This is a genomic window from Helicobacter ibis, from assembly GCF_027859255.1.
Lineage (GTDB): Bacteria > Campylobacterota > Campylobacteria > Campylobacterales > Helicobacteraceae > Helicobacter_D > Helicobacter_D ibis.
Genome location: NZ_JAQHXR010000001.1, coordinates 368,976 through 394,161 on the forward strand (window position 1 = coordinate 368,976; position 25,186 = coordinate 394,161).

The 25,186-nt window shown below is 30.2% G+C and carries 22 protein-coding genes; 4 read left to right on the plus strand and 18 right to left on the minus strand.

All coding sequences use genetic code 11. From position 1 onward, the window contains the following. Positions 1–54: 54 nt before the first annotated feature. From PF021_RS02070 to PF021_RS02085, 4 genes are read right to left on the minus strand one after another with little or no spacing between them, the layout of a single operon-like run. Entirely contained in the window at positions 55–723 is a 669-nt protein-coding gene (locus tag PF021_RS02070) for an acylneuraminate cytidylyltransferase family protein (RefSeq protein WP_271020746.1), read from the minus strand. Further along, complete coding sequence (gene neuC / locus PF021_RS02075; RefSeq protein WP_271020747.1) at positions 720–1,835, minus strand: UDP-N-acetylglucosamine 2-epimerase; 1,116 nt, start codon at positions 1,833–1,835, stop codon at positions 720–722. The genes PF021_RS02070 and neuC overlap by 4 nt, the downstream gene beginning before the upstream one ends. Then, a complete protein-coding gene (locus tag PF021_RS02080) occupies positions 1,832–2,866 on the minus strand; it encodes an N-acetylneuraminate synthase family protein (protein WP_271020991.1) in 1,035 nt (344 codons plus the stop codon). Before PF021_RS02080 ends, neuC begins: the two co-directional genes overlap by 4 nt. Beyond that, a complete protein-coding gene (locus tag PF021_RS02085; RefSeq protein WP_271020748.1) occupies positions 2,863–3,678 on the minus strand; it encodes an alpha-2,3-sialyltransferase in 816 nt (271 codons plus the stop codon). Before PF021_RS02085 ends, PF021_RS02080 begins: the two co-directional genes overlap by 4 nt. Before the next feature lie 111 nt (positions 3,679–3,789). Here PF021_RS02085 and uvrA point away from each other — a divergent pair, with 111 nt between their 5' ends. Next, the gene (gene uvrA, locus PF021_RS02090; protein WP_407081403.1) at positions 3,790–6,621 is read left to right on the plus strand and encodes an excinuclease ABC subunit UvrA; all 2,832 of its coding nucleotides are present in this window, start codon (positions 3,790–3,792) and stop codon (positions 6,619–6,621) included. On the opposite strand, the gene PF021_RS02095 is transcribed toward uvrA, so the two are convergent. From PF021_RS02095 to glyS, 8 genes are read right to left on the minus strand one after another with little or no spacing between them, the layout of a single operon-like run. Further along, positions 6,604–7,659, minus strand: coding sequence for a glycosyltransferase family 9 protein (locus PF021_RS02095; RefSeq protein WP_271020750.1), 1,056 nt, complete (start codon positions 7,657–7,659; stop codon positions 6,604–6,606). The two genes, uvrA and PF021_RS02095, sit on opposite strands and share 18 nt — an antisense overlap. Beyond that, positions 7,640–8,398 (minus strand): glycosyltransferase family 2 protein, encoded by a 759-nt coding sequence (locus PF021_RS02100; protein ID WP_271020751.1) that lies wholly within the window; start codon positions 8,396–8,398, stop codon positions 7,640–7,642. Before PF021_RS02100 ends, PF021_RS02095 begins: the two co-directional genes overlap by 20 nt. After that, on the minus strand, positions 8,395–9,294 hold the full coding sequence (locus PF021_RS02105; protein ID WP_271020752.1) for a lipid A biosynthesis lauroyl acyltransferase: 900 nt from the start codon (positions 9,292–9,294) through the stop codon (positions 8,395–8,397). The genes PF021_RS02100 and PF021_RS02105 overlap by 4 nt, the downstream gene beginning before the upstream one ends. Beyond that, positions 9,291–10,280: a lipopolysaccharide heptosyltransferase I gene (waaC, locus tag PF021_RS02110; RefSeq protein ID WP_271020753.1), complete on the minus strand. Its 990-nt coding sequence runs from the start codon at positions 10,278–10,280 to the stop codon at positions 9,291–9,293. The genes PF021_RS02105 and waaC overlap by 4 nt, the downstream gene beginning before the upstream one ends. Then, the gene (locus PF021_RS02115; protein WP_271020754.1) at positions 10,274–11,725 is read right to left on the minus strand and encodes a Ppx/GppA phosphatase family protein; all 1,452 of its coding nucleotides are present in this window, start codon (positions 11,723–11,725) and stop codon (positions 10,274–10,276) included. Before PF021_RS02115 ends, waaC begins: the two co-directional genes overlap by 7 nt. Continuing rightward, complete coding sequence (locus PF021_RS02120) at positions 11,725–11,976, minus strand: YfhL family 4Fe-4S dicluster ferredoxin (RefSeq protein WP_271020755.1); 252 nt, start codon at positions 11,974–11,976, stop codon at positions 11,725–11,727. Before PF021_RS02120 ends, PF021_RS02115 begins: the two co-directional genes overlap by 1 nt. Before the next feature lie 58 nt (positions 11,977–12,034). Then, on the minus strand, positions 12,035–12,619 hold the full coding sequence (locus PF021_RS02125; RefSeq protein ID WP_271020756.1) for a beta/alpha barrel domain-containing protein: 585 nt from the start codon (positions 12,617–12,619) through the stop codon (positions 12,035–12,037). Further along, a complete protein-coding gene (glyS, locus tag PF021_RS02130) occupies positions 12,619–14,664 on the minus strand; it encodes a glycine--tRNA ligase subunit beta (protein WP_271020757.1) in 2,046 nt (681 codons plus the stop codon). Before glyS ends, PF021_RS02125 begins: the two co-directional genes overlap by 1 nt. A 120-nt stretch (positions 14,665–14,784) precedes the next feature. On the opposite strand from glyS, the gene PF021_RS02135 reads away from it, so the two are divergent. Next, positions 14,785–16,098: a two-component system sensor histidine kinase NtrB gene (locus PF021_RS02135; RefSeq protein WP_271020758.1), complete on the plus strand. Its 1,314-nt coding sequence runs from the start codon at positions 14,785–14,787 to the stop codon at positions 16,096–16,098. A 40-nt stretch (positions 16,099–16,138) separates the two neighbouring features. Continuing rightward, on the plus strand, positions 16,139–17,728 hold the full coding sequence (locus tag PF021_RS02140; protein WP_271020759.1) for a methyl-accepting chemotaxis protein: 1,590 nt from the start codon (positions 16,139–16,141) through the stop codon (positions 17,726–17,728). Here PF021_RS02140 and PF021_RS02145 read toward each other — a convergent pair. Then, a complete protein-coding gene (locus PF021_RS02145; RefSeq protein ID WP_271020992.1) occupies positions 17,725–18,663 on the minus strand; it encodes a tRNA dihydrouridine synthase in 939 nt (312 codons plus the stop codon). The two genes, PF021_RS02140 and PF021_RS02145, sit on opposite strands and share 4 nt — an antisense overlap. A gap of 117 nt (positions 18,664–18,780) precedes the next feature. Here PF021_RS02145 and PF021_RS02150 point away from each other — a divergent pair, with 117 nt between their 5' ends. Beyond that, positions 18,781–19,110 (plus strand): DUF5666 domain-containing protein, encoded by a 330-nt coding sequence (locus PF021_RS02150; protein ID WP_271020760.1) that lies wholly within the window; start codon positions 18,781–18,783, stop codon positions 19,108–19,110. Between the two features lie 76 nt (positions 19,111–19,186). Here the strand turns inward: PF021_RS02150 and PF021_RS02155 are convergent, their stop codons facing one another. From PF021_RS02155 to aroB, 5 genes are read right to left on the minus strand one after another with little or no spacing between them, the layout of a single operon-like run. Continuing rightward, a complete protein-coding gene (locus PF021_RS02155) occupies positions 19,187–19,480 on the minus strand; it encodes a hypothetical protein (RefSeq protein WP_271020761.1) in 294 nt (97 codons plus the stop codon). Beyond that, positions 19,467–21,146 (minus strand): ATP-dependent metallopeptidase FtsH/Yme1/Tma family protein, encoded by a 1,680-nt coding sequence (locus PF021_RS02160; RefSeq protein ID WP_271020762.1) that lies wholly within the window; start codon positions 21,144–21,146, stop codon positions 19,467–19,469. The genes PF021_RS02155 and PF021_RS02160 overlap by 14 nt, the downstream gene beginning before the upstream one ends. After that, on the minus strand, positions 21,133–22,398 hold the full coding sequence (gene mtaB, locus PF021_RS02165) for a tRNA (N(6)-L-threonylcarbamoyladenosine(37)-C(2))-methylthiotransferase MtaB (protein WP_271020763.1): 1,266 nt from the start codon (positions 22,396–22,398) through the stop codon (positions 21,133–21,135). The genes PF021_RS02160 and mtaB overlap by 14 nt, the downstream gene beginning before the upstream one ends. A gap of 16 nt (positions 22,399–22,414) precedes the next feature. Continuing rightward, a complete protein-coding gene (locus PF021_RS02170; protein ID WP_271020764.1) occupies positions 22,415–24,043 on the minus strand; it encodes a mechanosensitive ion channel domain-containing protein in 1,629 nt (542 codons plus the stop codon). Next, positions 24,040–25,056, minus strand: a complete 1,017-nt coding sequence (gene aroB / locus PF021_RS02175) for a 3-dehydroquinate synthase (protein ID WP_271020765.1) — start codon at positions 25,054–25,056, stop codon at positions 24,040–24,042. The genes PF021_RS02170 and aroB overlap by 4 nt, the downstream gene beginning before the upstream one ends. Positions 25,057–25,186 lie beyond the last annotated feature (130 nt).

Below are 25,186 nucleotides of genomic sequence, written 5' to 3' on the forward strand. Positions count from 1 at the left end.
ATGGACTAAAGTATATTTATATATTTACAATAAAGACATAGTAGCAATGTGATATTAACTATATAGTTTTAAAAATTGTTCAGCCAATATTAAATCTTCTATACTATCACAATCTAGACTATCTATATCATTCATAACAAAACATTTTGTATTAACAGGACATAGGTTATTTGTTTGTAAAAATGAATCTTTTTTGATTATATATATGGCACCATTACTTAAATATACTTTTGGCAATTTTTGTCTTGGTAGAAAAGGATATGTATTGTTACAAATTCCAGTTAAGCCGTTTTCGTTTATTATAAATGCTTTTAATATTTTATTGTCGTGTTGAGTGACGCTAATTAGTGCATTTGCGTTTGATTTTGTGAATATTTTAAATGCTTTATTTATATGTTTTGTGGTTCTTAGTGGGGATGTTGGTTGTAGAATCATAAAATTATCAAAATTATTATTGTTTTTTATGGTATGAAGTAATACAGACTCGGTTGAGCTATTATCTTGTGCTAGTTTTTTTGGTCTTTTTAATGTATCTATACCGCAGTCATTTCCAAACTTTAGTATTTTGTCATCATCGCTACTTAGGACTATCTTATCTATATACTTAGATTCTTTGGCTGCTTTAATAGTCCAAAAAATCAAAGGCTCATTATTTATAATATACATATTTTTATTTTTAACACCTTTTGAGCCGCCTCTAGCTGGTATCAGTGCCAAAGTCATATTATATCTTTAAATGTTTTTTGTTTTTCAATATCAAATATCGTTTTTCTAGTAAGTAGTTTTTTAAATCTCAAGGAGCTATTTACTGTAATTTTTGAATTTTTTTGTATAGTCTTATTTTTTATTTTTGCAATCGAATCTAATATACTATTGTATTTTATTTCTGTTTTGATTGTTAAGTTTTCCCCAACTCTACCTTGTTGTCTGCTTCCAAGCAATATGGCAGGAATTGATAGCATAGGAGCTTCTTTTAAAAGACAGCTTGAATTTCCTATTATAAATTGTGAATGTTTAAGTAACGTTATAAAATATTCAAATCTTAGCGATGGAAAGATTCGAAAATTATCTAACTTTTTTAATTTCTCATAATTTTCTAAAATAAATTCAAATCCTAAATCATTGTTTGGATATATTATTATATAATTTTTTCTACTAGCTTTTAAAGCTTTTACCAATACTTCACTTTGTCTTTTTATATCTAAAATTTCAGTGGTTACTGGATGAAAAAGAACTATTGAATATTCTTTGTATGGAATATTGTAATAAGATTTTGCCATTTCTATACTAATTTTATTGTTATATAGTATTTCTAGGTCTGGTGATCCTATTATAAAAATGCTGTTACTATGCTCTCCCATTTGTATTAGACGCTTTCTGGCTATTTTGTCATTTACTAAATGTATATGTGCTAATTTTGATATAGAATGCCTTATGCTATTGTCGATTGTCCCAGATATTTCTCCTCCTTCAATATGTGCTACTAGTATATTATTGAAGCTACCTACGATAGCGGCTGCTAGAGATTCTAGTCTATCTCCATGGACTATTATTAGGTCTGGTTTTTCTTCTGCTACATACCTTGAAAAGCCAGCAATGGTAGATGAAATGGCTAAATCCATATTGTAATATTTGTCGTGATTTATAAATTCAAATACATTTTTAAAGCCTTCTTTGTATATTTCTTTAATGGTGTATCCAAATTTTTTACTTAGATGCATTCCGGTTGCAAAAATCATAGTTTTGTATGAATTTAGGCTGTTTGACACATGAATTAATGATTTTATTTTAGAAAAATCAGCCCTTGTGCCTGTTATAAAAACTATCTTTTTCATTGAAAATCTTCTAGATGTATTTGTGTATTTTTATTTATATCTTTAGTTGCCATTTTTCCTATTATTATATCAAACCATTCTGCACCCAACCCACCTTTTAAAGGTCTTTTTACCCAGATATTATCACTACTAAATATTTCACCCTTTTTAATATCTTTTATGCTAACCACACTAGCAAATGCAAAATCAATAGTAATTTGTTCCTCTTTCAATGCCTCTTTTTTGCCACCCCTCATTTTGTATAAAATTTCACTTGAATATATTAGCTCTTTAAGTTGAAATTCGTCCATGGAACAACAAATATCTGGTCCAACTCTAGTGTATGTATCTGTAAAATGTCGTTCTATTATACATGCCCCAAGCGATATAGCTCCAAATGCTGCCAAGTTATTTATACTATGATCACTTAATCCAACTAAACAATCAAATTCTTTTTTAAGTTCTAGCATAGCATTAAGTCTAATTAAATGCGGAGGTGTCGGGTATAAATTTGTAGTGTGTAATAGTGCAAAGCTTATTTCATAGTCAAGCATAATTTTAACTGTCTTTTTTATGCTTTCTATATCATTCATGCCAGTGCTGACTATCATTGGTTTTTTGAAGCTTGCTATATGTTTAATTAATGGATAGTTACTCGCTTCACCAGATCCTATTTTATAAGCACATACCCCTATGTCTTCCAAGAAGTTTGCAGCTTCTTTTGAAAATGGGGTGCTAAGGTATGTAAGTCCTAATTTTTCAGCGTATTCTTTTAATTTTATCTCATCATTTTTACTAAGAGCACAATTTTTCATAATATCATAAATACTGATATCCGCATTTCCAGGAATTACTTGTTTTGCTAATGGTATCATTTCGCTATCTACTATATGTGTTTGATGTTTTATTATTTTTGCACCAGCTCTTTTTGCACTATCTACCATAATTTTTGCAATTTCTAGGCTACCATTGTGGTTTATTCCTATTTCTGGCACAATAAGTGGTGTATGTGAATCTGATATTACTAAATTATTAATTATTAGTTTTTTCATTGTTGTGTTATCGCTATTGTTTGTGTTTTTGACCAAATCCTTTTTTGATAGCTTTGTTGGTTTGGTATTAATATATCATTTGTATAGTTAGAAGGCTTATTCTCTATTTTTATTTTATTTTGTTTATTTTTTGGAGCTAATGGTATATATTTTGTTATTGGACTATCATCACATATGCTGAAAATCTTTATTCCATAATTATTTTGCAGTATCTGTAACATTTGTATATCAATTTCTTTTGTATGCAAAGAGCCATTAGGCTTATTATTGTGACTAAATTCTGGCACTAGTTTGATTATATTTGGTTGTTGTTTATTAAATGCGTATTGATATCCATTTTGATATAAATCAATACCAGCTAAATATATTTCTTTATATCCTAATGCAGTTGCAATGGCACACATGTATGTTCCACTTGTTACTCTTTGTTGTTTGTATATTTCATTGAACTTCATAAATATATCAATTTCTTTTAAGTTTTGTTTTATGTATTTATATCCTAGTTGTGCAGCTGGAAAAAATTCGTTAAATGTATTAATAAAGTGTTTTTGTAAACTATCTATTCCTAAATTTGCACAAAATATATTTTGTATTTCGTATTCTTGGTTTGAATTTAACATTAACGCAGTATAGTATTGCTCAAAAAATATTTCTGATATAAAAAATGCTATTGATACTCTTTTTCCTAAGTAATATTTATCTTCAAAATAAAATTGATTGCATCTAAATGTGTCAAAATCATCCGGCAGTCTATTGTAATTTATTTTTAGAATAGAGCCACCATTTCCAGCTATAACAACCTTATTGCTCATAGCAAACTTGCTCCATAATTTTTTTAGAATGATACTCAAAAAAAAAAAAACAAAAGCAAGGGCTAAAATTTAGTTTTGATATAATTTTGTAATTTTAACTTTGGGGATTTACTGGTGAAAAAACAGCATTCGGCACTTGATTATATAATCATTACAAACGCAAAAGAAAATAATCTAAAAAATCTAAACTTAAACATACCAAAGAATAAATTGGTGGTATTAACTGGTCTTAGTGGCAGTGGGAAAAGCACATTAGCGTTTGATACTCTATATGCAGAAGGTCAAAGGCGATATATTGAGAGTTTATCTAGTTATGCTAGGCAGTTTTTGGACAAGATAGGAAAGCCAGATGTAGATAAGATAGAGGGTTTAACACCAGCTATTGCAATTGATCAAAAAACAACAAGCAAGAATCCTAGATCGACGGTTGGGACAATTACAGAGATTTATGATTATTTGAGATTGCTTTTTGCTAGAGTTGGCACTCAACATTGCCATTTGTGCGGTAAGACTATTTCTAAAATGAATGCAAGTGATATTATCTCTGAAGTGCAAAAAATAGAAGAAGGAAGCAAGATTTTAATCCTATCTCCATTAATAAGAGAAAAAAAAGGGACATTTACTGATAAGTTAGAATCTTTAAGACAAAAGGGATATGTAAGAGCCCAAATAGATGGGATTCTAACTAGGCTTGATGAGAATATAGAATTGTCTAAGACAAAAAAACACACAATAAAGGTTGTAATTGATAGGCTTGTGGTGAGTGTTGATAATAAAGATAGAATAGCACAAGCAATAGAAAAGGCACTAAAAGAATCTTATGGTGAGGTCGAAGTTGAGATTTTAGGTGATAGTAAAAGTGAAGTAGTACATTTTAGCGAACATTTAGCTTGCTTTGATTGCAAGGTGTCGTTTAATCCATTGGAACCCCTTAGTTTTTCGTTTAACTCACCAAAGGGTGCATGTCCAAAATGCGATGGACTTGGGATTAGATATAGCATAGATGTAAAAAAGATTCTAGATTCTAGTCTTCCTTTGTGTGAGGGTGGGATAAAGATTATTTATGGATTTAATAAAAGTTATTATAATGAGTTATTTTGCACAATGTGTAAGGTTTATGGAATAGATAAAAATGCACTATTTGAAGAGTTAGATTCAAGAGAGCAGAAAATTATCCTCTATGGTAGTGGTGAGGAAGTTGAATTTTTGTGGAAAGGCACAAAATTAAAGCGACCTTGGAGTGGGATAATATCCATTGCTTATGATATGTTTAAGGATAATAAAGAGCTAAGCGATTATATGAGTGAGAAGGTGTGTGAGGATTGTAATGGACATAGATTGCTTCCTCAAAGCCTATCTGTTAAGGTATCAAATAAAGGCATTGGAGATATTTTAGATATGCCAATTTCTGAATGCTATGGGTTTTTTGCAAATGCTAATAATTTTGAATATTTTTCTTCACAAGATTCCATGATAGCAGAGCCGATTTTAAAAGAAATTTGCGAGAGATTATACTTTTTATATGATGTTGGGCTTGGGTATTTATCACTAGGAAGAGATGCACGAAGTATAAGCGGTGGTGAATCACAAAGGATTCGTATTGCAAGTCAAATAGGAAGTGGATTAACTGGCGTTATGTATGTGCTAGATGAGCCAAGTATAGGTCTGCATGAGAGAGATACGCTAAAGCTTATTAAAACACTAAGGAGTTTGCAACAAAAGGGTAATTCTGTGATTGTTGTAGAGCATGATAAAGAAACAATAGAGCATGCTGATTTTATAGTTGATATTGGTCCGGGTGCTGGTAAATATGGTGGAGAGGTTGTATTTAGCGGGAATCTAACACAACTTCTAAAGAGTAATACTCAAACTGCACAATATTTGAGTGGAAAGAAGAAAATAGAATACTTTCATCGCAGAAACCAAGAAAAATGGATACAAATAAATAATGTAAATATAAATAATATACATAATCTAAGTGTGGAGATTCCGCTTGGGAATTTCGTATGTATCACTGGCGTTAGTGGGAGTGGTAAGAGTTCTTTAGTGTTGCAAACTCTACTACCAGTTGCACAAGAATTACTAAATAATAGAAAAAAAGTAAAAAAGGTAGATGGAGTTGAGATATTAGGATTAGAACAACTAGATAAGGTAATATATTTAGACCAAAGTCCAATAGGTAGAACGCCAAGATCAAATCCAGTAACATACACAGGTGCAATGGACGAGATAAGGCAGATATTTGCACAAACAAAAGAAGCACAAATAAGGAATTATTCTATAAGTCGCTTTAGTTTCAATGTAAAGGGTGGTAGATGTGAGAAGTGTCAAGGTGAGGGTGAGATAAAAATCGAAATGCACTTTTTGCCAGACATCATGGTGAAATGCGATTGTTGTCATGGCACTAGATATAATGCTCAAACGCTAGAAGTAGAATATAAAGGGAAAAATATCGCACAAATTTTAGAGATGAGTGTCGATGAAGCATGTGAATTTTTTTCTAAGATTCCAAAGATTTATCAAAAGTTAAGAACACTAAAAGATGTTGGGCTTGGTTATATAACTCTTGGACAAAATGCAATAACCCTAAGTGGTGGTGAGGCTCAAAGAATAAAATTAGCAAAAGAGTTAAGCAGAAAAGATACTGGAAATACATTATATATACTAGATGAGCCAACGACAGGGTTGCATTTTGCTGATGTAGATAGGCTTGTAAATGTATTGCATCATTTAACAGAGCTCGGTAATAGTGTGATTGTAATTGAACATAATTTAGATATGATAAAGAACGCTGATTTTATAATCGATATAGGACCTGAAGGTGGTAGTCAAGGTGGAAATATAGTGGATATGGGCTCACCAGAAAGAATTTCTAAAAGATATAAAAAAACAGGAAGTCATACTGGGAGATTCTTAGCAAAAGAGTTAGGGATTGACAAGTGATAATTTGCCTAAAAAATCTTCTAGTGTTTTTAAGGCTAAGTTTTCTTGTATCCCTACTAGGCATTTACTGATTTTAGAATCATTACAACCAGCTCTATGGCATGGGATACAAGATAGGGATTCTTGATATATTGTGTGCTTTCCTATTCTTTGAATCCCAAAATCATTGTCATATCCACTAGCTATATCATTATCCCACACTCCCCATTCTCTAACTGAGCTAGGACCAAAGAAAGCAAAAGAAGGTATGTTGTTTGCCCCACTTAAATGCATAATGGCAGTATCTACCCCTACAAATGCTAATGCTTTTTTGTTTAATAGTGATACTTCAGGTAGGCTTAGATTGTTAAAATATGTGATTTCTTTTTTGTATATTTTTTGTATATTTGCTAGCTTTTGTGCTTCTTTTTGTGCGTTTGATAGGGTTAGGATACATTTTGTTTTGTATTTTTCTTCTATTAATTTTATTATTGTGGCACAAAATTCATCGCTAAGACACTTAAAAAACCAATTGCTAAAAAAATGACAATGTATGAATCTTTGTGGTAGTTTGATTTCATTTTTAAAGCTATCTGCGGTATTTGAGATTACTTTTTTGCTTATTATTGGTATGTTTAGGATTCTTAGTGAATCTAAATTGCTCTCTATTGTGTGCTGATGTTTGTATGTTAAGTTATGAGTATAGAAGTATTTTGACCATAGATTCTTAGGTGTAAATCCAACTCTTATTTTAGCTTTACTAATAAAGCTTAAAAATGCAGTTCTATCACCATTTGTAAGCCCTAAGACAATGTCATATTTTGCATTTTTTATGTCTTTTAGCAGAGTTAATTCTCTCTTTAATCTCTCTAATTTACTTCCTTTTTTATCTAGTGTTAATATTTTGTTTATCGGCTCTCTTGGCAATATGTCTTTTGTGTTAGAATTCACTAAGCAGTCTATTTGGCAATTTGGAAAATGTGCTTTTAGATTCTCAAATAATGGAGTTATTAATAATACATCACCTATATTTCTTAGCTTAATTATTAGTATTTTCACACTTTACCTCATATAATTTTATATATTTCCAAAATGAACATTGTGAATTATAAACACTAATGATAAATCCCTCATATCCTTGCAAGAATCCTTTCTTTAAAAGATAGCTTTTTATAAATGCCCATATAGAGTGAGTTAGTGCTTTTGTGATACTGCTTTTTTTATGTTTGTTGCCATTTGCATATAGTGTAGAGTATTTTTGCATTTTGTCTAAAAAAGATTCTATGTTTTCATATGGATAGTGGGATATATGTCCTTTTAGTGCTATTGTTTTTTGTGTGTTTTTTAGTGGAATTATTCTCTCATGCACTTTTGCGTCATTAAATTCATAATATTCTTTATTATAAAGCCCTATACATCTATCATCACCCCAGCCACAACTATAAATATGCTTATCATTGAAGTAATTTTTTACATCATAGCTATAACAAGTATCGTTTTTTAGGTTTAGATTTAGTATTTCATCTATTAGTGTGCTTGATGCAATTTCATCGCTATCTATTGTTAGTATCCAGTCATTCTTAGCGAGTCGGCTTCCAAGTGCCTTTAGCTCACCAAATCCTATAAAGTCATTGTAATGTATGGAAGTATTTTGAAAACTTTTGGCTATATTTATAGTCTCATCATTTGAGCCATTATCTAAGATTACTACCTCATCTAGCTTGACTAGAGATTCTAATACTTCTTTTAATAGCCTTTGTGAGTTTTTAGTGAGAATTACAGCTGAAATTTTGTTCATCTATAAATCTCCTCATATTGATTTTTGAATTTTCTATGAAACCATAGCCATTCTTTTGGATTTTCTTTTATTATTTGTTCTAGTATTGTGCTTTGTATTTGTGTTAGATTTTGTATATCTTCTTCTGTGTTATTTGTTTTTTGGAATTCTATTGGAGGAAGAATCTTTATTTTTAATCTTTTGTAATCACTTGAATAGTAGGAGAAAAAATGCACAATTTTTGCATTATATTTTATAGCTAAGAGTGAGGCAATCGGCGTGTGTCGCACCTTTTTAGAGAAAAATTCTACCAATCTTCCTTCATTATCTGCAGTGTTTTGGTCTGTTACTATTCCTACTACTCTATCTTTCTTTAGTGCTTTTATAAGTGGTATTGCAGCACCTTTTTTATCTAATATTTCTATATTGAATCTTGACCTAACAAATTTTAGATATTTGTTTATTATTTGATATTTTGTCATTCTAGCAACTGCGGTTATTTTGTGGTTGAAATAGCAACTAAAAGCCGGTGTTGCATATTCCCAATTCCCATAATGTGCAGTTACAAAGACTATGTATTCATCATTGTCTAGTAGATTTTGTATTATTTGTGGATTTTCTATATCTATCATATTTAAGATTCTTTGCTTACTGTTTACTGCTAATACAAAAAATAATATTGTGTTATAGACTAAGTTTAGATAGTTTGTTTTTATTATCTCTTGCTTTGTGTGTTCATCTAGCGTGTTGTTATATGCAAAGTTTAGGTTTGCTATTAAATCCTTTTTGCGTCTTTTATCTAGTGTGCATAAAATAAAGGCAATAAGCTTTGCAATACCTAGCCTTAGAAAATGAGGCATGTATAAAAATAAATATCCAAGAGAGTTAAAAAATATAAAACATATTTTAGCTTTCATTGTTGCCTTTCATTTAGAATCTTTAGTGATAAATCAAAAATCTCTCTTGGCAGTATATCATTTATGCTAAAGTCATTTTTGTCATAGTTGGCATTTTTATTGGCTTGTATGTGGAGATTTTTAGGAGTTGTGAGTGAAAATCGACTAGATGGTGTAGCTCCAAAGAGAGTAATTGATGGGATATTTAATGCCCAAGCTAGATGCACAATACCCGTATCTCCACCTATTACTAGATTCATTTGGGATATTAGGGATTTTATACTTTCTAGCTTTGGTGCGTGTATGTTGTAGTAGTTGTCGCTTGAATCTATCTTTGTCTCATAGCTTAGTAGTATTGGTTTTATATTTATTTGGTTGAATAATTGCACTAGTTTTAAATAAGATTCTAAGTTGTATGTTTTGTTTTTTTTAGAAGTTTCTAATGCTAGCAGAATCTTTGTGTCTTCATTTATATTAAAGTTATGTTCTTTAAAGCCTAAAAATGGTTTTGTTTTAAGTAGCACTTCCAAGCTTGGTGGAGTTAGATTAAATGCTCTAAAGGCTAATGTGGCATTTCTTAATAGAATGTGTTTTTCATATGGTATATCTATTTTTTTGGTATAAAAAATTGATGCGATAGGCTCTTTTATGCTATTTTTGTTGAATCCTACAAATTCTTTGCTTTGCAATATTTTTCCTATTAGTGCTGATTTTATTAGTCCTTGAAAATCAAGCACGACATCGTATTTGTGTGATTTTAATTCTTTGTAGATTTTGTATAGTTCTTTTATATTTTTGTCTTTTATGCATTGTTTTAGCGGGATTTTTATTAGTGTATTTATATTAGGTGAATCTTCTAAAATATCACTAAAGGCAGAATCTACATACCATGAAATGTGTATTTGTTTATGTTGTTTGACTAAGCCTTCCAATAAATGAGGCAAGATACTTACACTATGTATTATATCTCCCATCGCACTTAAGCGGATTATCGCAATTCTTAGCATAGGTTAATTTTAAAAAATGGTGGTATGTTTAGTTTGTTTAGTTTTTCTTTTGTGATATATGAATCTTCCATTTGTATATTAATTGTAGTGCTTAGGCTATCTTCATTTGTTGTTATATTGATTAGTTTTGGGTTTTTTGCATAGCTTAAAACATCGCTAAGAGATAGCAAAAATACTAAAATATTTAAAATCTTAGATGATGGGAGTAATTCTTCATATTCTAATATGCTTGGTATTTTTTTGTTTATATACTTTATTAGTGTTGCAATTAGTAGTCTATCTTGGTGGCTTAGTGCGTAATTTAGGGCGTTAAATACAATATATCCACCATGATGATTTTTTTCATAGAAGTTTAGCGAGATTCCTATATCACTTAATTCACTTGCTATGAACAGATGTTTGTAGAATGGTTGTATTTCCGTGTTTTGCATTGTTTTTAGTAATTTTGTCATTATTAGTTTTGTGTGTTTTGATTTTTCTTTATTTTTTATGAATCTATCTTTTATATTTCGCACACTTGGGTTAAAGTTCTTTGGGAATCGTCCATCGCTATTGCGTAAAAGATCATTTAAAAATACCCCCTCTCTTATACCAACGCCGCTTGTTATGACTTCTATTGCTCCAAATTTATTTAATGCAAGATGAAATATCAAAGTTCCGCCTTGTATTGAATCTAGTCTATCTTCTTTAATTCCTAGCTTTGTTAAGTTTTTTTGTGAACTCGTGCATATGCTCTCAAAAAACAAATGATGCTCTAAAAATGGATATGAAAATCCATGTAGGCTATTTAGTGGATATTTTGTATGCTTTAAGATGGCTTTGCTTAGTGCCCTTGCAGTTCCACCTATGGCAAAGACTCTTTTGTGTTTAAAATGTTCTGGTAATTGCGATAAGGAATCTTTTACAAACTTATATGCTCCATTATAATCTAGCTTATCAAAAAACAATTCTTTTAATCTTATTGTACCTAGATTAAGAGAGATTTTGTCTATTATCTTGCCTTCTTTTATTAATGCGCATTCTGTGCTACCACCACCTATATCAATTGTGATACCATCGTTAAAATGCAATAAGTTTAATGCGGCTATCGCTCCAAAGTATGCTTCAGATTCACCATTTATGACTTTTATGTTTAGTCCTATTTTCCTTGCTTCTGCTAATAGTATATTTTTGTTTGGTGCATCTCTTACAGCAGAGGTTGCAACGCAAAATATTTTTCTTGCTTTGTGATATTTGGCAATATTTAGGAAGTCTTGTAGTGCATCTATAGTCCTAGATATTGGTTCTTTTTGTAGGTAGCCATTGTTTTGATAGCTATTTTCAGAGATTCTAACTTTGCTTTTTGTTTCATAAATTAAATGGAAACCAAAATGACTGGTTTTCTCGAAAATAGCCATTCTAGCTGAATTGGAGCCTATATCAATTACGGCAGTAATTTTAGCCATTAATTGTCTTTGTTTAGTTGAGAATGTTTGAATTTTAATTCTTCTAGTGTTTCTACATTATCTGGGTCTGGTACAATTGAATCTACAGGACACACAGATAAACATGCCGGTTCATCGTAATATCCATAGCATTCTGTGCAACACTCTGGATCTATCATGTAATATGGATCTCCCTCCTCAATAGCATCATTTGGACATTCTTCTCTGCATGCATCACATGCGATACATTCTTCGTTTATCATTAACGACATAAATCTCCTAGTTTTCTAATAAAATAGAGTTTGTAGCCAAATATAATTTAAATAAAGCTTAAATTATATTTGTGTCAATGCTATTATCATTGATGGTTGATGATATGATTATTTTATTGTTTGGTATTAGTTCTATTAGATTTTCATTTTCTACTAGCAGTATATCACTTTTTGCAAAAATGGCTTTTGTTAAATCATTCTTTGAATTTATTTTGAATATTCTCTCTAATCCAAGTTTTAGTGCAAAATCACTTAAGTTTTTTAATTCTTTTTGGTTTAGTATATCAGCTCTCAATACTATTGCATCAGAACCATACACAAGAGATTCTAGTATTTGATATTCATCAATTATTATGAAGTCATAAATTAGAGGAATATTGGTATATCGTCTTATGTATGCTAGATTATCCAAGCTTTCTAACATAAATGCACTTACTACTTGTTCTTTGCTCTTTGCTATATTTAAAAAATCATCATCTAGTAGTTTTATAATTTGTTTTGGTGTAAAGGTTTGTGTTTTTTTAAAGGAATCTTTTAGCTCTCTTGGCTGATATGGAGTGTATGCTAGGCTTCTGCCTAGCCACTCCATTGGATAACTTTTCTTTTTTTTATCTATCCTGTTTTGCAGTGTTTTTAGATTCATTATAGAGTTATTTCTTTTATATCAGCAATGTTGAAAAACGCCATGTATATTTGTGCTATTAGATTCTTTCTATTTGTTTTTAATGTTTCATCTGGAGCATTTACCAATACCTTATCAAAGAATCTTGATAATACTTGATTTAGTGAGAGTAAATAATCAATTCTTCCTTTAAAGTCACTATTATCAAAAGTTTTATTCTTATACTTTACAAATTCGTTGTATAGCTCTATTTCTTCAGTTGCAATTAGTTTATCTTCTTGTATATTTAAGTTATCAAAATTGACATCTTTTATAATATTAGCAAGTCGTTTGAAAGTTTGCATTAGCATTGTTTTGTCTTGGCTTTGAAGCGATGATTCTAGTGCTTCTGCTTTTAAGTATATGTTTAACAAATCATCTTCATTTGAGGCAAGTATTGCACGAATTATTGATGGATTGTATGGCAGTGTGGATTCAAGTCTTTCTAAGATGAATTCTTCAAGCATTTTTAGCTCAAAGTTTTTATATAGATACCTTAGATTATTAAACACTTCTTTTAATTTGAAGTTTAAATTAAAGTGAATTATTATTTTTATAACTCCATTTGCTGCCCTTCTTAAAGCAAATGGATCTTTAGAGCCACTTGGAATTTTATTTATACTAAATAACCCAAAAAGATTGTCAAGTTTATGTGATAGGGCAATAATTGCAGAGATTAAATTGCTTGGCAACTCACTATCTTCAGAGTTTGGTAGATATTGTTCTTTTATTGCAAGTGCTACTCTATCATCATATCTTAACTCTTTTGCATAGTAATAGCCCATTATCCCTTGTAATTCTGTAAATTCATACACCATCTCACTTGTTAAATCTGTCTTTGATAATGTTGTGGCTTGTATTATTAGTTCTTGTATTAATCCAAAATCATTAGATTCTTTTAATAGCTCTTCTTTAAATATATCGCATAGTATCTTTGCGATTTCCACTTCTCTTTTTGTTTTATCTAGCATACTTCCTAGATTTTCGACAAAAGTTATGTTTACTAATTTATTCTCATCTAACCCAGCCTTTAAGTCATTATGATAGAAAAATAGGGCGTCTTCTAATCTTGCGTGTAATACTTTTAAGTTTCCTTCGATTATTGTTTTAGGATTCTCACTAAGGCTATTTTGCACCATGACAAACCCATTGTATAGCTTTGAATCTTTATAGGTTGCAAAATATCTTTGATTTACCTTCATAGAAGTAATAATGCAAGGTGCTGGAATCTCTAAAAAATGCTCACTAAAATTACCAAAAAGTGCTGTTGGATATTCTGTGATACTTACTATTTCATCTAGCAATTCTTTGTCTATTTCTACTTTTATGTTGTTTTCTTTTTCTATTATTGCAATTTCATTTAGGATTTTTTCTTCTCTTTTTTGTTGGTTTAGGATCACTTTGCCATTTTGTAGAGTTTGTAGGTATGAATCTATACTACTCACATGTTTAGATTCGTATGAAATATTTCTATGCACATAAGTTACTTGTGATGATTTTATGCCAAAGATTTCTAGAGGGACTAGTTTGTTATCAATCATACATAAAATCCATTTAATAGGTCTAATAAAGCTCTCCGTATTGCTTCCCCAACGCATTGCTTTACCAAAGTTTAATGAATCTAAAAATTCTTTTAATATTTCTTGTATTAATTCATTACTATTTTTGCTAATTGCCTCTTTTTTGCAATATAGGACTTCTTTATTATCCTTTGTTGTTCTTTGTGTTTCATTTTCGCTAATTCCACATTTTTTAAAAAAACCCAGTGCTGCTTGTGTTGGGTTTCCATCTTTATAGGCTATATCAATAGGGGGACCAAAAAATTCTAAAATCTCTTCTTTTTGTGAAGTTGGGAAGTTATCTGAAATTAGCACTAACCTTCTTGGGGTATAAAAAAATTCAACTTCACAATCTAGTCTATGGCTTTTTAGTATTTGTTTAAACTTGTTTTTTATGTTTGGAAGTTCTTTAAGAAGCGGTATTGCTGGTAATTCTTCTGTTCCTATTTCCATTAAAAAAGAAGACATAATATTCCCTTTAGCTATCAAAATAAAAGCAAATATTCTAACAAAACTAACTGCAAATAAAGCTTTAAGACTAATTAAACTTATGTATCGTAAAATGATTTTAAAAACAAAAGAGTATATATGAGTGGTTTGGAGTTTATATTATTAGTGTTTTTGTTGATTTTGTTGTCATTATGTGTTTATGTTTTTATTTTGTATAGCAAGACATTAAAGGCATTAAAACAGCAATATGTTGTAAATTCTGATATATTACAAAAACAACAGAAACTGCAACATTTAAGCCAAGAGTTAGCAGAACAAATGGAACTTGAGATATCAAATAGGCTTGCAAGCGAGTTGGCTTATAATAATTTGTTTGACAATTCTTTGAATTCTGTTTTGGTTGTATCTATTGATGATTTGAGAATAGAGCGTTGCAATAGGGCTTCTAAAAAGATGTTTAATATGGAGTTGGAGGGCTATAATTTATTGGAATTATTTGATGATAAAGAGCCAAAAAAAATTCTATTTTCAAATATAAATGATATAAAGCAAGATAGGCAACGAAAATTTTTTAAATTAGAGTTATCAATTAATGGTAATCCAGTTTTTGTCCTAGTATCAATTCACATGTTCATGTTTGGTGATAATAGTGCCATGTATGTTTTATTTGTTGATATTTCTGAAATAATAAAATTGGAAAGAGAATTAGAATATAGCAGAATTATGTTAAACCAAAAGAGTAAAATGGAGAAAATGGGTGAGATGATGAGTAATATAACTCATCAATGGAAACAACCATTAAACTCATTGTATCTATTAAGTCAGAATCTAAAAGAAATGATTGATTTTGATGAACTAAATAAGGAAAATTTAGAAAAATATATACAAATAATGCAAGGGCAAATTTCCTTTATGTCAGGTACAATAGATGAGTTTAGGTCATTTTATAATCCAAATAAAAATAGTGAAATATTTGAAGCTGATAAAGTAGTTAGAAGAACTTTGGACTTATTCTATAAGCTTGTAGATAAAAGAATAGTTATTGAATGCGAAGTAGAAAAGAACAAACCATTGAGTATATATGCTAGTAAAAATGAATTTCAGCAAGTTTTAATTTCACTTTTAGATAATGCAATAGAGGCTGTTACAATTAGGCTTAAAGAGAAAAAAATAGAGTGTGGCAATATATCTATAAAATTGCATAATGAAAATAATATAGCAAATACTAATGTTTGTGTAATGACTATAGAAGATAATGGTGGTGGCATTGATTCTAGTATTACAAACAATATCTTTGAATCTTATTTTACGACAAAGGAAAATGGCAGTGGTATTGGTTTATCAATAGTAAGTGAAGTGCTTAAGAAGATGGATGGAAGAATCTCATTTTTAAATACCCAATATGGAGTTGAGTTTAGAGTGGAGATACCTTTATTTGTTAGTTTGGATTAAATGAACTTAATTTATAATATTAGGTAAATAAAGGAGTTTCATGTTGAAGAGTATTAGAACTAAAATTATAATTATGGTTGTTAGCATATTGACCATATTGCTAATTGTTGCTTATTTGAATTTTCAAAATGGTTTTGGAGATATAGCAAGAGAGAGTTCTACTGATGAGTTAAATAAATTAAACGCATTACTTTATGAGGGTTTAAAAGTTGCAATGAATACTGGTGATCCAAATGTTATAGGTGGTTTTATCGAAAGTGCTGAAAACATAGAAGGAATCTCCGCAATGGAAGTTTTTCCAGCACAATCAGTTATAGATATAATGACTAACAAAAAAGAATTTACAAAAAGAGAAGACATACTTCAAGTTTTTGAAACCAAAAAAGAAACTATAAAGCCATATATTACAAATGATGATCAAGGCTATGTAATGGCAAAACCAATAGTAGCTGGAGAAGCATGTGTTATGTGTCATGCTACAAATAATGTTGGAGATATACTTGGTGTTGTTGAGATGAAGATTTCTAATTTTGAATTAATGAAGCATTCAAATGATATAAAAAATCAAACAGCATTTTATATGGGTATTGTAAGTATTGTTGCACTTTCTGCACTTTTATTTTTGTTTAATTTATGGGTGTTTAATCCAATTAAAAGACTTTCAAATATTGCTTATGAACTATCTCAAGGTGATGGGGATTTGACAAAAAGATTGCCTACCAAAAATGGAAATGAAATATCAATAGCCAATTCTCATATAAATAATTTCATACAAAAAATAGCAAATATGGTTTCAAGTGCAAAGAAGCTAAGCTATGAAAACATAATTCAAGCAAATCAGCTCACAAATGCTTCAAGCGAGATTCAAGATAGAATTGGAAGATCTGTTCAAGTGGTCCAAAATAGTGCTGCTTTGGGCAAGAGTGTTGAGGTATTGTTAAATGATTCTATGGAATTAGTGCAAAAAAGCACAAAAGATATAGCAGAATCTTCAGAGCAACTATCTAAGACTAGAGACTTATTGATGCAAGTTGTAAATAATGTTCAAAATAATGTAAGCGTAGAGCATGACATAGCCAATAGATTATCAGAGTGTGTAAAAGAAGCTGATAGGATCAAGGAAGTCTTAACAATAATTGCTGATATTGCAGATCAAACGAATCTTTTAGCATTAAACGCCAATATAGAAGCAGCAAGGGCAGGTGAGGCCGGAAGAGGATTTGCTGTTGTTGCAGATGAAGTTAGAAAGTTAGCCGAAAGGACACAAAATAGCCTAAGTGAGATAGATGCAACGATAAATGCAGTGGTTCAATCAATTTCTGATACAAATACTGCTATGGGTAGTAATATTACCAATATAACAAGTGTTGCAGATGATTCTAAAGCCGGAATTGATGTTTTAGAATATAGCGTTAAATGCTTAGATGATGCTGTTAGTGCGTCTAATAATTCTTTGCATAAGATAAATGAATTATTTAATGCAACAAGAGAAATTTTAAATCAAATTTCTGAAGTTGAAGGGCTAACTAACGCAAATAATACAAGCGTAAATGAAATTGATGGAATCTCAAAAGATATAGCCACAAAAGCAAATAGCTTAAATAATCAATTAGATTCGTTTAAGTGCTAAGGATTTCCTTGGCTTGTGGTTGTAAAATTTGTCTTTGAAAAAAACTCTAAAATAGCCTCTCTCATTAGCTCTTTATCACTTATGTAATTTATTTTATTGCGAAACTCACTAGCACCATTTAAGCCTTTGGTATATGCATGTAGATTCTTCCTAAAGACTATTACTCCATAATCTCCTTTAAACTTTAAAATACTATTAAAATGCTCTAAGACAACCTCTTTTCTTAGTTGTATGGAATCTTGATTTATGCCACTTTTTATTTGTTGAAAAATCCATGGTTTCTCGATTGCAGCTCTACCTATCATTACCCCATTTGCGCCAGTTAGATTCATTACTTCTTGTGCTTTTTTTGCATCTGTTATTTCTCCATTTGCAATTAGTGGGACTTTTAGAATCTTTTTCATAAGTGCTATTGATTCATAGTCAATTTTGTCCTTTTTGTATCCATCACTTTTTGTTCTTCCATGCACTACCACATAGTCTATTGGAGTTTCTTTTAGTGCATTTGCAATTTCTAGTGGTATTTTTTTATCAAATCCAAGCCTAACTTTAACGCTTAAAAATGGATAGTTGCTAACTTCTCTTAAAAGTTTTAATATGCTTACTAATTTATCCAAATCTTTAAGCAATGAACTTCCACTTCCGTGATGTGATACTTTTGGAGCAGGGCAACCACAATTTAAATCTAATATTTGCACATCTTTTATTGTATTTAGTAGCTCTACTGCCTTTTTTATTATTTCTAAATCATTCCCAGCTATTTGCAGAGCAAATGGGTTTTCAAGTGGCGATTTTTCTACCATTTGCAGTGTTTTTTTGTTTTTATATGCTAGAGCATGTACGCTAATCATCTCACTAACTGTAATATCAGCACCGAACTTTTTTACAACTTCTCTAAATGGTAAATCACTATATCCGGCTAGTGGAGCTAACATTAATGTATTATCTTTGATTATTTGATTCAAGTTATACCTTACATTTTTTGCGAATCTTAACAAAAAATTCACACTTTTTATTTACAATGCATTCAAATAAATTTTAAAGGATAGTTTATGAAAATAAAAAAATTACTTGTTTTATCTTTGTTGGCTTTGGGGCTTGGTTCTTCTGCGTATGCAGATATGGATATGTATGGTCAAATAACCGCAGTTGATAATGCTGCTAAGACAATTACTTTATCTGGCAATGGTGGTGCTAGTATAGTAGTTCAAGTGTTTCCATATACTGAATTAAAGGGTGATGATTGTGGTGCATTTGGTGCTTATGATACACATGAAAAATTCACAGCATTAAAGCCCGGAATGTTCATTCAAGTAGATGGTATGCCAAGTGCTAATGGCGTATTTGGTGCTAGAGAAATAGAGTGGCAATGTGGTAGATGAGCAACTAAAGATCTTCTTTAGTTGCTCATCTCATTGCATAGTTTTTTGTTATTTTTATTGTTTTTTATTTGATTGTTTATAATAAAATTAAGATCCCCAGTTTTTCTAATTCTTTGTTGTAGCGTGCTTTGCGTTGTATAAAGTATATATCGCATTTGAAGTTGTTTATTTTTTCTAGTTTTGGTAATAGGTTTTTATGTTTAAATCTTGGGAACACCAAAATTAAAGCTTGGATTCTTTTATTGTTTTCTAGCAACGATATTGTGCAGTTTATCGAAGATTCGACATTTATTGAATCAATCACACTAAATTGTGTTAATAGCTTTTTAGGTATCAATTTTAGTGCTTTTTTGGAGTTAAAAATTATCATTTATTATCTTTGCTACTTCATTTATCGTTAGTTTTTCATTCTCTAGTAGTTTATCTTTTAGCTTTTCTAATAAAAGTTTGTGATTTTTAAAAAAGTCAAATCTGTCTTTTTTACACATCTCAAGTATCTTTAGTGTATCTTCTTCTTTTCCTATTAGATACTCTCCCATGCCGTATGATTCGACCATTTTGTATGCTATGTTTTTTGCATCTTTTAGATCGTTTTTGCAATGAGAGTAAGATTCTTCATATATTAGCTCTAGTGCAGCAATTCCAGATAGATGAATCTTTATTTTATTTTCTAGTTCATTTTTTCCTAAAAATTCTTTATCTATATATTTTATTCCATCATTCATTAGTGTCACTTTCTCAAAAGGCACTTCAAGCCAATAAGCACTAAAGGCTTTTGCACTTTGATAATATGCAAGAATTTCTTTTTCTTTATCATTTAGGCTTAGTTTTTTTCTAACGCCCATCATTACTTTATCTTTTACAGCTAGGATATCTTCTTTTTCTATTACTTTTGATTTTCTTTTGATTGCATTTAGGGCTGCTTCATTAATTAGTGAAGCAATAGCGGCTCCACTAAAACTAACGCATAGCTTTGCTACTTCTTCATAGTCAAAATTACAATTTTTATTTTTTGTATGCACTTCTAAAATCTTTATTCTTTCTTGTAAATTTGGTAGTTCTACAAATATTTTTCTATCAAATCTACCACTTCTAAGCAATGCTTCGTCCATAGATTCAATGTTATTTGTAGCACCTATTACTATTACTCCATTGCTATCTTCAAAGCCGTCCATTTCTGTTAGCAGTTGATTTAGAGTTGCTTCTCTTTCTTCATTTCTTCCTCCACCTCTTATTTTTCCTACAGCGTCAATTTCATCGATAAATATTATTGATGGAGCATTTAGCTTTGCCTTTGTGAAGAGATCATTTACTCTCTTGGCACCCATTCCTACATATATTTGGACAAAACTTGCTCCGCTTTGATAGAAAAATGGCACATTTGCTTCACTTGCTAGAGCTTTTGCTATTAGTGTTTTACCAACTCCTGGAGGTCCAATTAATAGCACTCCTTTTGGAAGTTTTATCCCAAATTCTTGATATTTTTGTGGTTCTTTTAGATAGCTAATTATTTCTTCCAGCTCATCTTTTGCTTCACTAATACCTGCTACATCATCAAATGTGATATTTGATTGTATTGGCTTTATTCTGTGTAGATCAAAAGCGTTATTTGCTAATTCCTTTGCTTCTTCTATTTTTTTATTATTTGGTCTTATTTGTTTTATTTCTAGATTCTGTTGTTTTTGGTTTAGTTTTGCAATTATGTATAAAATTACAATAACAACAAAAACAATGGCTAAAATTTCAACGATAGTATTTTGAAATGAGCTTGTTTGTTGTATTTCTATTGGCACTTGTTGTCCGATTTCTTTTAAGTCTATGCTATCTTTTGCGACTTTATAGTTGTGAGAATTTAGTGAGAAATATATATAATCTCCCTTTATTATTGCTTCACTTGGGGACTTTTCTTGCAGAATTGTTGTGGCTTCTTTTGCACTTATTAGTATTGATCTATCCTTTGATGATATATATAAAAGTAAGATACCAGCGATTATTGATAGGACTATACCTATTGTTAGAAGTTTATATTTCTGCATAATTTCCCTCATTTTTAGCTACAAAGTCATTTATGGTTATCCATTTATCTAGCTTGTTTTTTGATGTTATTTCTATTTTATTGTAATACTCATCAAATCCATGTGAGATATAAGAATCTCCATTTTCTTTGCTTGTTTCTATTAGCACTTTTAGTGGTTTTTTTAAAGTTTGTATATCTTTTCTGAAGTTGTAATTATTTTGATTTACTATTTCTTCTATTTGTTTTTTGCGTTCTTTTGAGATATTGCCATTTATTGTATCTTTTAGAGTGCTTGAGCGTGTGCCATCTCTTTTACTATATATGAAGCTGTGTATGTGAGTTAGATTTAAAAGTTTGAAATTTGTCATGGCTTCATTCCATATCTCTTCACTCTCTCCAGGGTGTCCCACTATATAATCACTCCCTAGTGCAAAACCCATTTTTTGTAGTTTTGTAAATAATTCTAAGTCATTTTTAAATATATTTTGGCGATTCATTATCTTTAGCATTGTTGGTGAAGTGTGTTGTAATGCTATGTGTAGATGTCTTTCAATTTTTTGGTTTTGTAATGCTGAAAGAAAACTAGAATCTATTTGCGAAGGCTCTAAACTCCCAAGTCTCAATCTTTTTACTTCATCTATATCGCATATACTTTCTATTAATTGTGATAATTTTTCATTTTTATCTATTCCCCAGCTTCCCATGTTTGTCCCTGTTAGGACAAATTCGCTAAATCCATTATCGCATAGTATTTTTATTTGTTCTATTATTTTTGTTAGCTCAAAGCTTCTAGCTTTTCCTCTAACTTGTGGGATAATGCAATACGAACAAGCAAAGTTACAACCTTCTTGTATCTTTATAAAAGCTCTACTTTTACCGCTAAAATCAGATACTATGTTTGAATCTAAGCTTTCATTGTCGCCTTTGAAAAAAAAGTTGTGTTGTTTTTTCAATAAATCATTTATGCTTTCTTTTAAAGAATGTCCAAAAACTCCAAATACAAGCCCTTTATCAAAGAGATTCTTGCCTTGTGTATCCACTCCACAACCAGTGAAGTATATTTTTTTGCCTTCATTTTGGAGTCTGTTTATGTAGTTTCTAACGCCACTATCAGCACCATTTGTAACTGTGCAAGAATTAACCACCACAATATCTGAATCTTCTTCATAATTTGTTTTATGAAAATCTTTTAGTGAGTTTATCATTACTTGAGTATCAAATAAATTAGTCCTACAACCAAATGTTTTAAAATATACTTTAGGTTTTTGCATAATATTTCCTATATTTTTATATGTTGGGTATTATCCCATCTGTTATTTGTTTTGAATCTTTAAGTGCATCTCCATGATATATAGTTGTGCTTGGATATGCGATCTTTATGTTTGGCTCTTTTATTATTTCACTTATTATTTCACTGCTTATACTACTTCTAATTGCAAGTGTGGAGAATGCATCAGTTAGATACCATACAGAGATTCTAATTCCATTTGGCTCTAAGAAGCTAAATACTCTTGGCTCTACGCTTGTGTTTTTTATTGTGTATTTATCTCTTAGTTTATTGAATTGTTTTTTTGTAGATTCGGTGTATCCTTTGGCATATTTTTTTGCACATTCTCTTGCTATATGACATGCTTTTATATGATCAGAGTTAAAAGTGATTGTAAAGTCAATCCCGTCCCATACGCTTTTTAGTCCACTATGAGAATAATTTGAAAACATTGTTGTAAAAATGAAATTATTTGGTATAAAAATAACCCTTCCAGCACGCCTATTATCCATATATGTAGTTAGTGTTATATCCTCATATAGCGTTGTTCTAAGGATTGATATATCTAAGACGTCACCGACATATACTGCACCATCTTTTATTACCTTTATCCTATCTCCTGCATGCACAGCACCGCTTACTACTATTACAATCCAGCCAAGAATTGACATAAATAAGTCTTTCATGGCAATAGCCAAACCAGCAGAAGCAAAGCCAAGCACGGTTACAAGATATGTAACATTATCTAAATATGCAAAAAGTAAAATAAGTATGATTAGTGTTATGTTTAGGAAGTTTATTATTTTGTTTGTTGTGTAGATTCTTTCATTGTCATGTATGTATTTTTTAACTGCTAATTTTATAGATAATGCAATGCCAAATAAAATAAGAATCGTAATTCCTATATACGCTCCTTTTATTATTTGGGCTTTTACTTGTGATTTTATTAGTTCATTACTATCTGCTATATCTTTTTCTAAAAACTCTAAGGTTGTAACAAACACATTTCTAGTTGCCTCTAAAACTCTAAATGCTCCTAGTGTGTCGTTTAGCTGCATTTGTATTTTGTATGTATTTTCAAAAAGACAAGAATTTAGCTTGCAAAATGCGATAATATTATCTTTATCTTTATCATAAATCTCTAGTAATTCTTTTAGTAATCTATCTTTTTGTTTTAGGTATTCTATGTTTTCTAATAGAGACTGATAGTTTTTTTGTAGTGTTTTTAGTGTTTCGTTTGATTGTTTCATGTATGATAGGGCTTTTACTATTAGAAATATATTGGTTACATTTGGGGTCTTACCTAAATCTTGCGGTGTAGTTAGATCAATAAATGGACTATCTTTGTAGTTTGATAATATATCTTTTTGTTTTTGTAATGTGTCTAAATTTCTTTGTAGATTATTTATTTGGTTTTGTATATCAATGGTTATTTTTTCTTTTTGCAGACTTTCTATTTTTTCTTGCGTTTTGATTATGTTAAATTCTACTTGTTGATATGTTTTATAGCTTTTATATCTTTTTATCCATGGGTTGTTGTGGTTGTTTAGAAAGTTATCTATTTTTTTTATTTGTGAATCTATTTTTGGTATATTTTGGTTTGAGAAAAGTGGCAAAAAAAATAATAATACAACAATAAAGATTTTCATGCAAATTCTCTTAAAACCTCATCTAATATTAAATCTGATACATCATCATTAAGTGCAAAAGAACCTATGCCTTTTGGCAGGACAAATTTTATTTTATTGTTTTGTGATTTTTTATCTAAAAGCATTAGGCTTTTAAAATTATTTATATTGTTTATTTTATAAGTTGTAGGTAAATTGAATGCTTCTAGTAAGTTTTTTATATTTTGAGATTCTTCATTGCTTATCAGGTTTAGTTTTAAAGCTAGGCTATTTGCCATTACCATACCTATACTTACAGCCTCTCCATGTAGAAGCTTTTTGTAGTTTGTTTCTAGCTCTATTGCATGTGCAAATGTATGTCCATAGTTTAGTGCAGCTCTTATTCCGTTTTCTTTTTCGTCTTCTTTTACTATCTTTGCTTTTATTCTTACTGCCATTTTTATTGTATCAAGAAGATTTTTATCATCATATTTGTGTAGTTGTAAGAAGAATTCTTTGTCAAAGCATACAGCCATTTTGATTATTTCTGCAAATCCTGAATTAAATTCTCTACTAGGCAGTGTCTTTAAAAAAGATTCATCGATAAACACTTCTTTTGGTTGATTAAAAAGTCCTATTAGATTCTTGCCATAATTATTATTGATACCAACTTTACCACCAATGCTCGAATCCACTTGCGAAAGAAGTGTGGTTGGAATTTGGATAAATGGTATCCCACGCATAAAGATTCCAGCACTAAAGCCTACAATATCTCCAATAACTCCACCTCCAAATGCAATAAAAAGTGATTTTCTATCTAGCTTGTGATTAAAGGCACTTTGGAGTATGGATTCTACACTTGCCATTGTTTTGTATTCCTCGCCATCATCTATCGTGCATATATATATTTCTCGTGCTTGTATGTTTTTTAGCAACTTTTGCATATGAAGTCCGCTTATTTTTGGGTTACTAATTATTAATACTTTGCCATCGTGAGTGATTTTTGGTAGTGTGCCGAAATTTATGGAGTAATCAAAAAGTTCTATTCTATACATGATATAAAAATAAAAAATCCTTAAAATAATCTACTAAATATTATCAATTAACTTTAAACAGATTCTAAATTCTAGCAATTTTTTATTTATTTATCCTTTATGATATAATCTGTAGTTTGATTTTTACAAT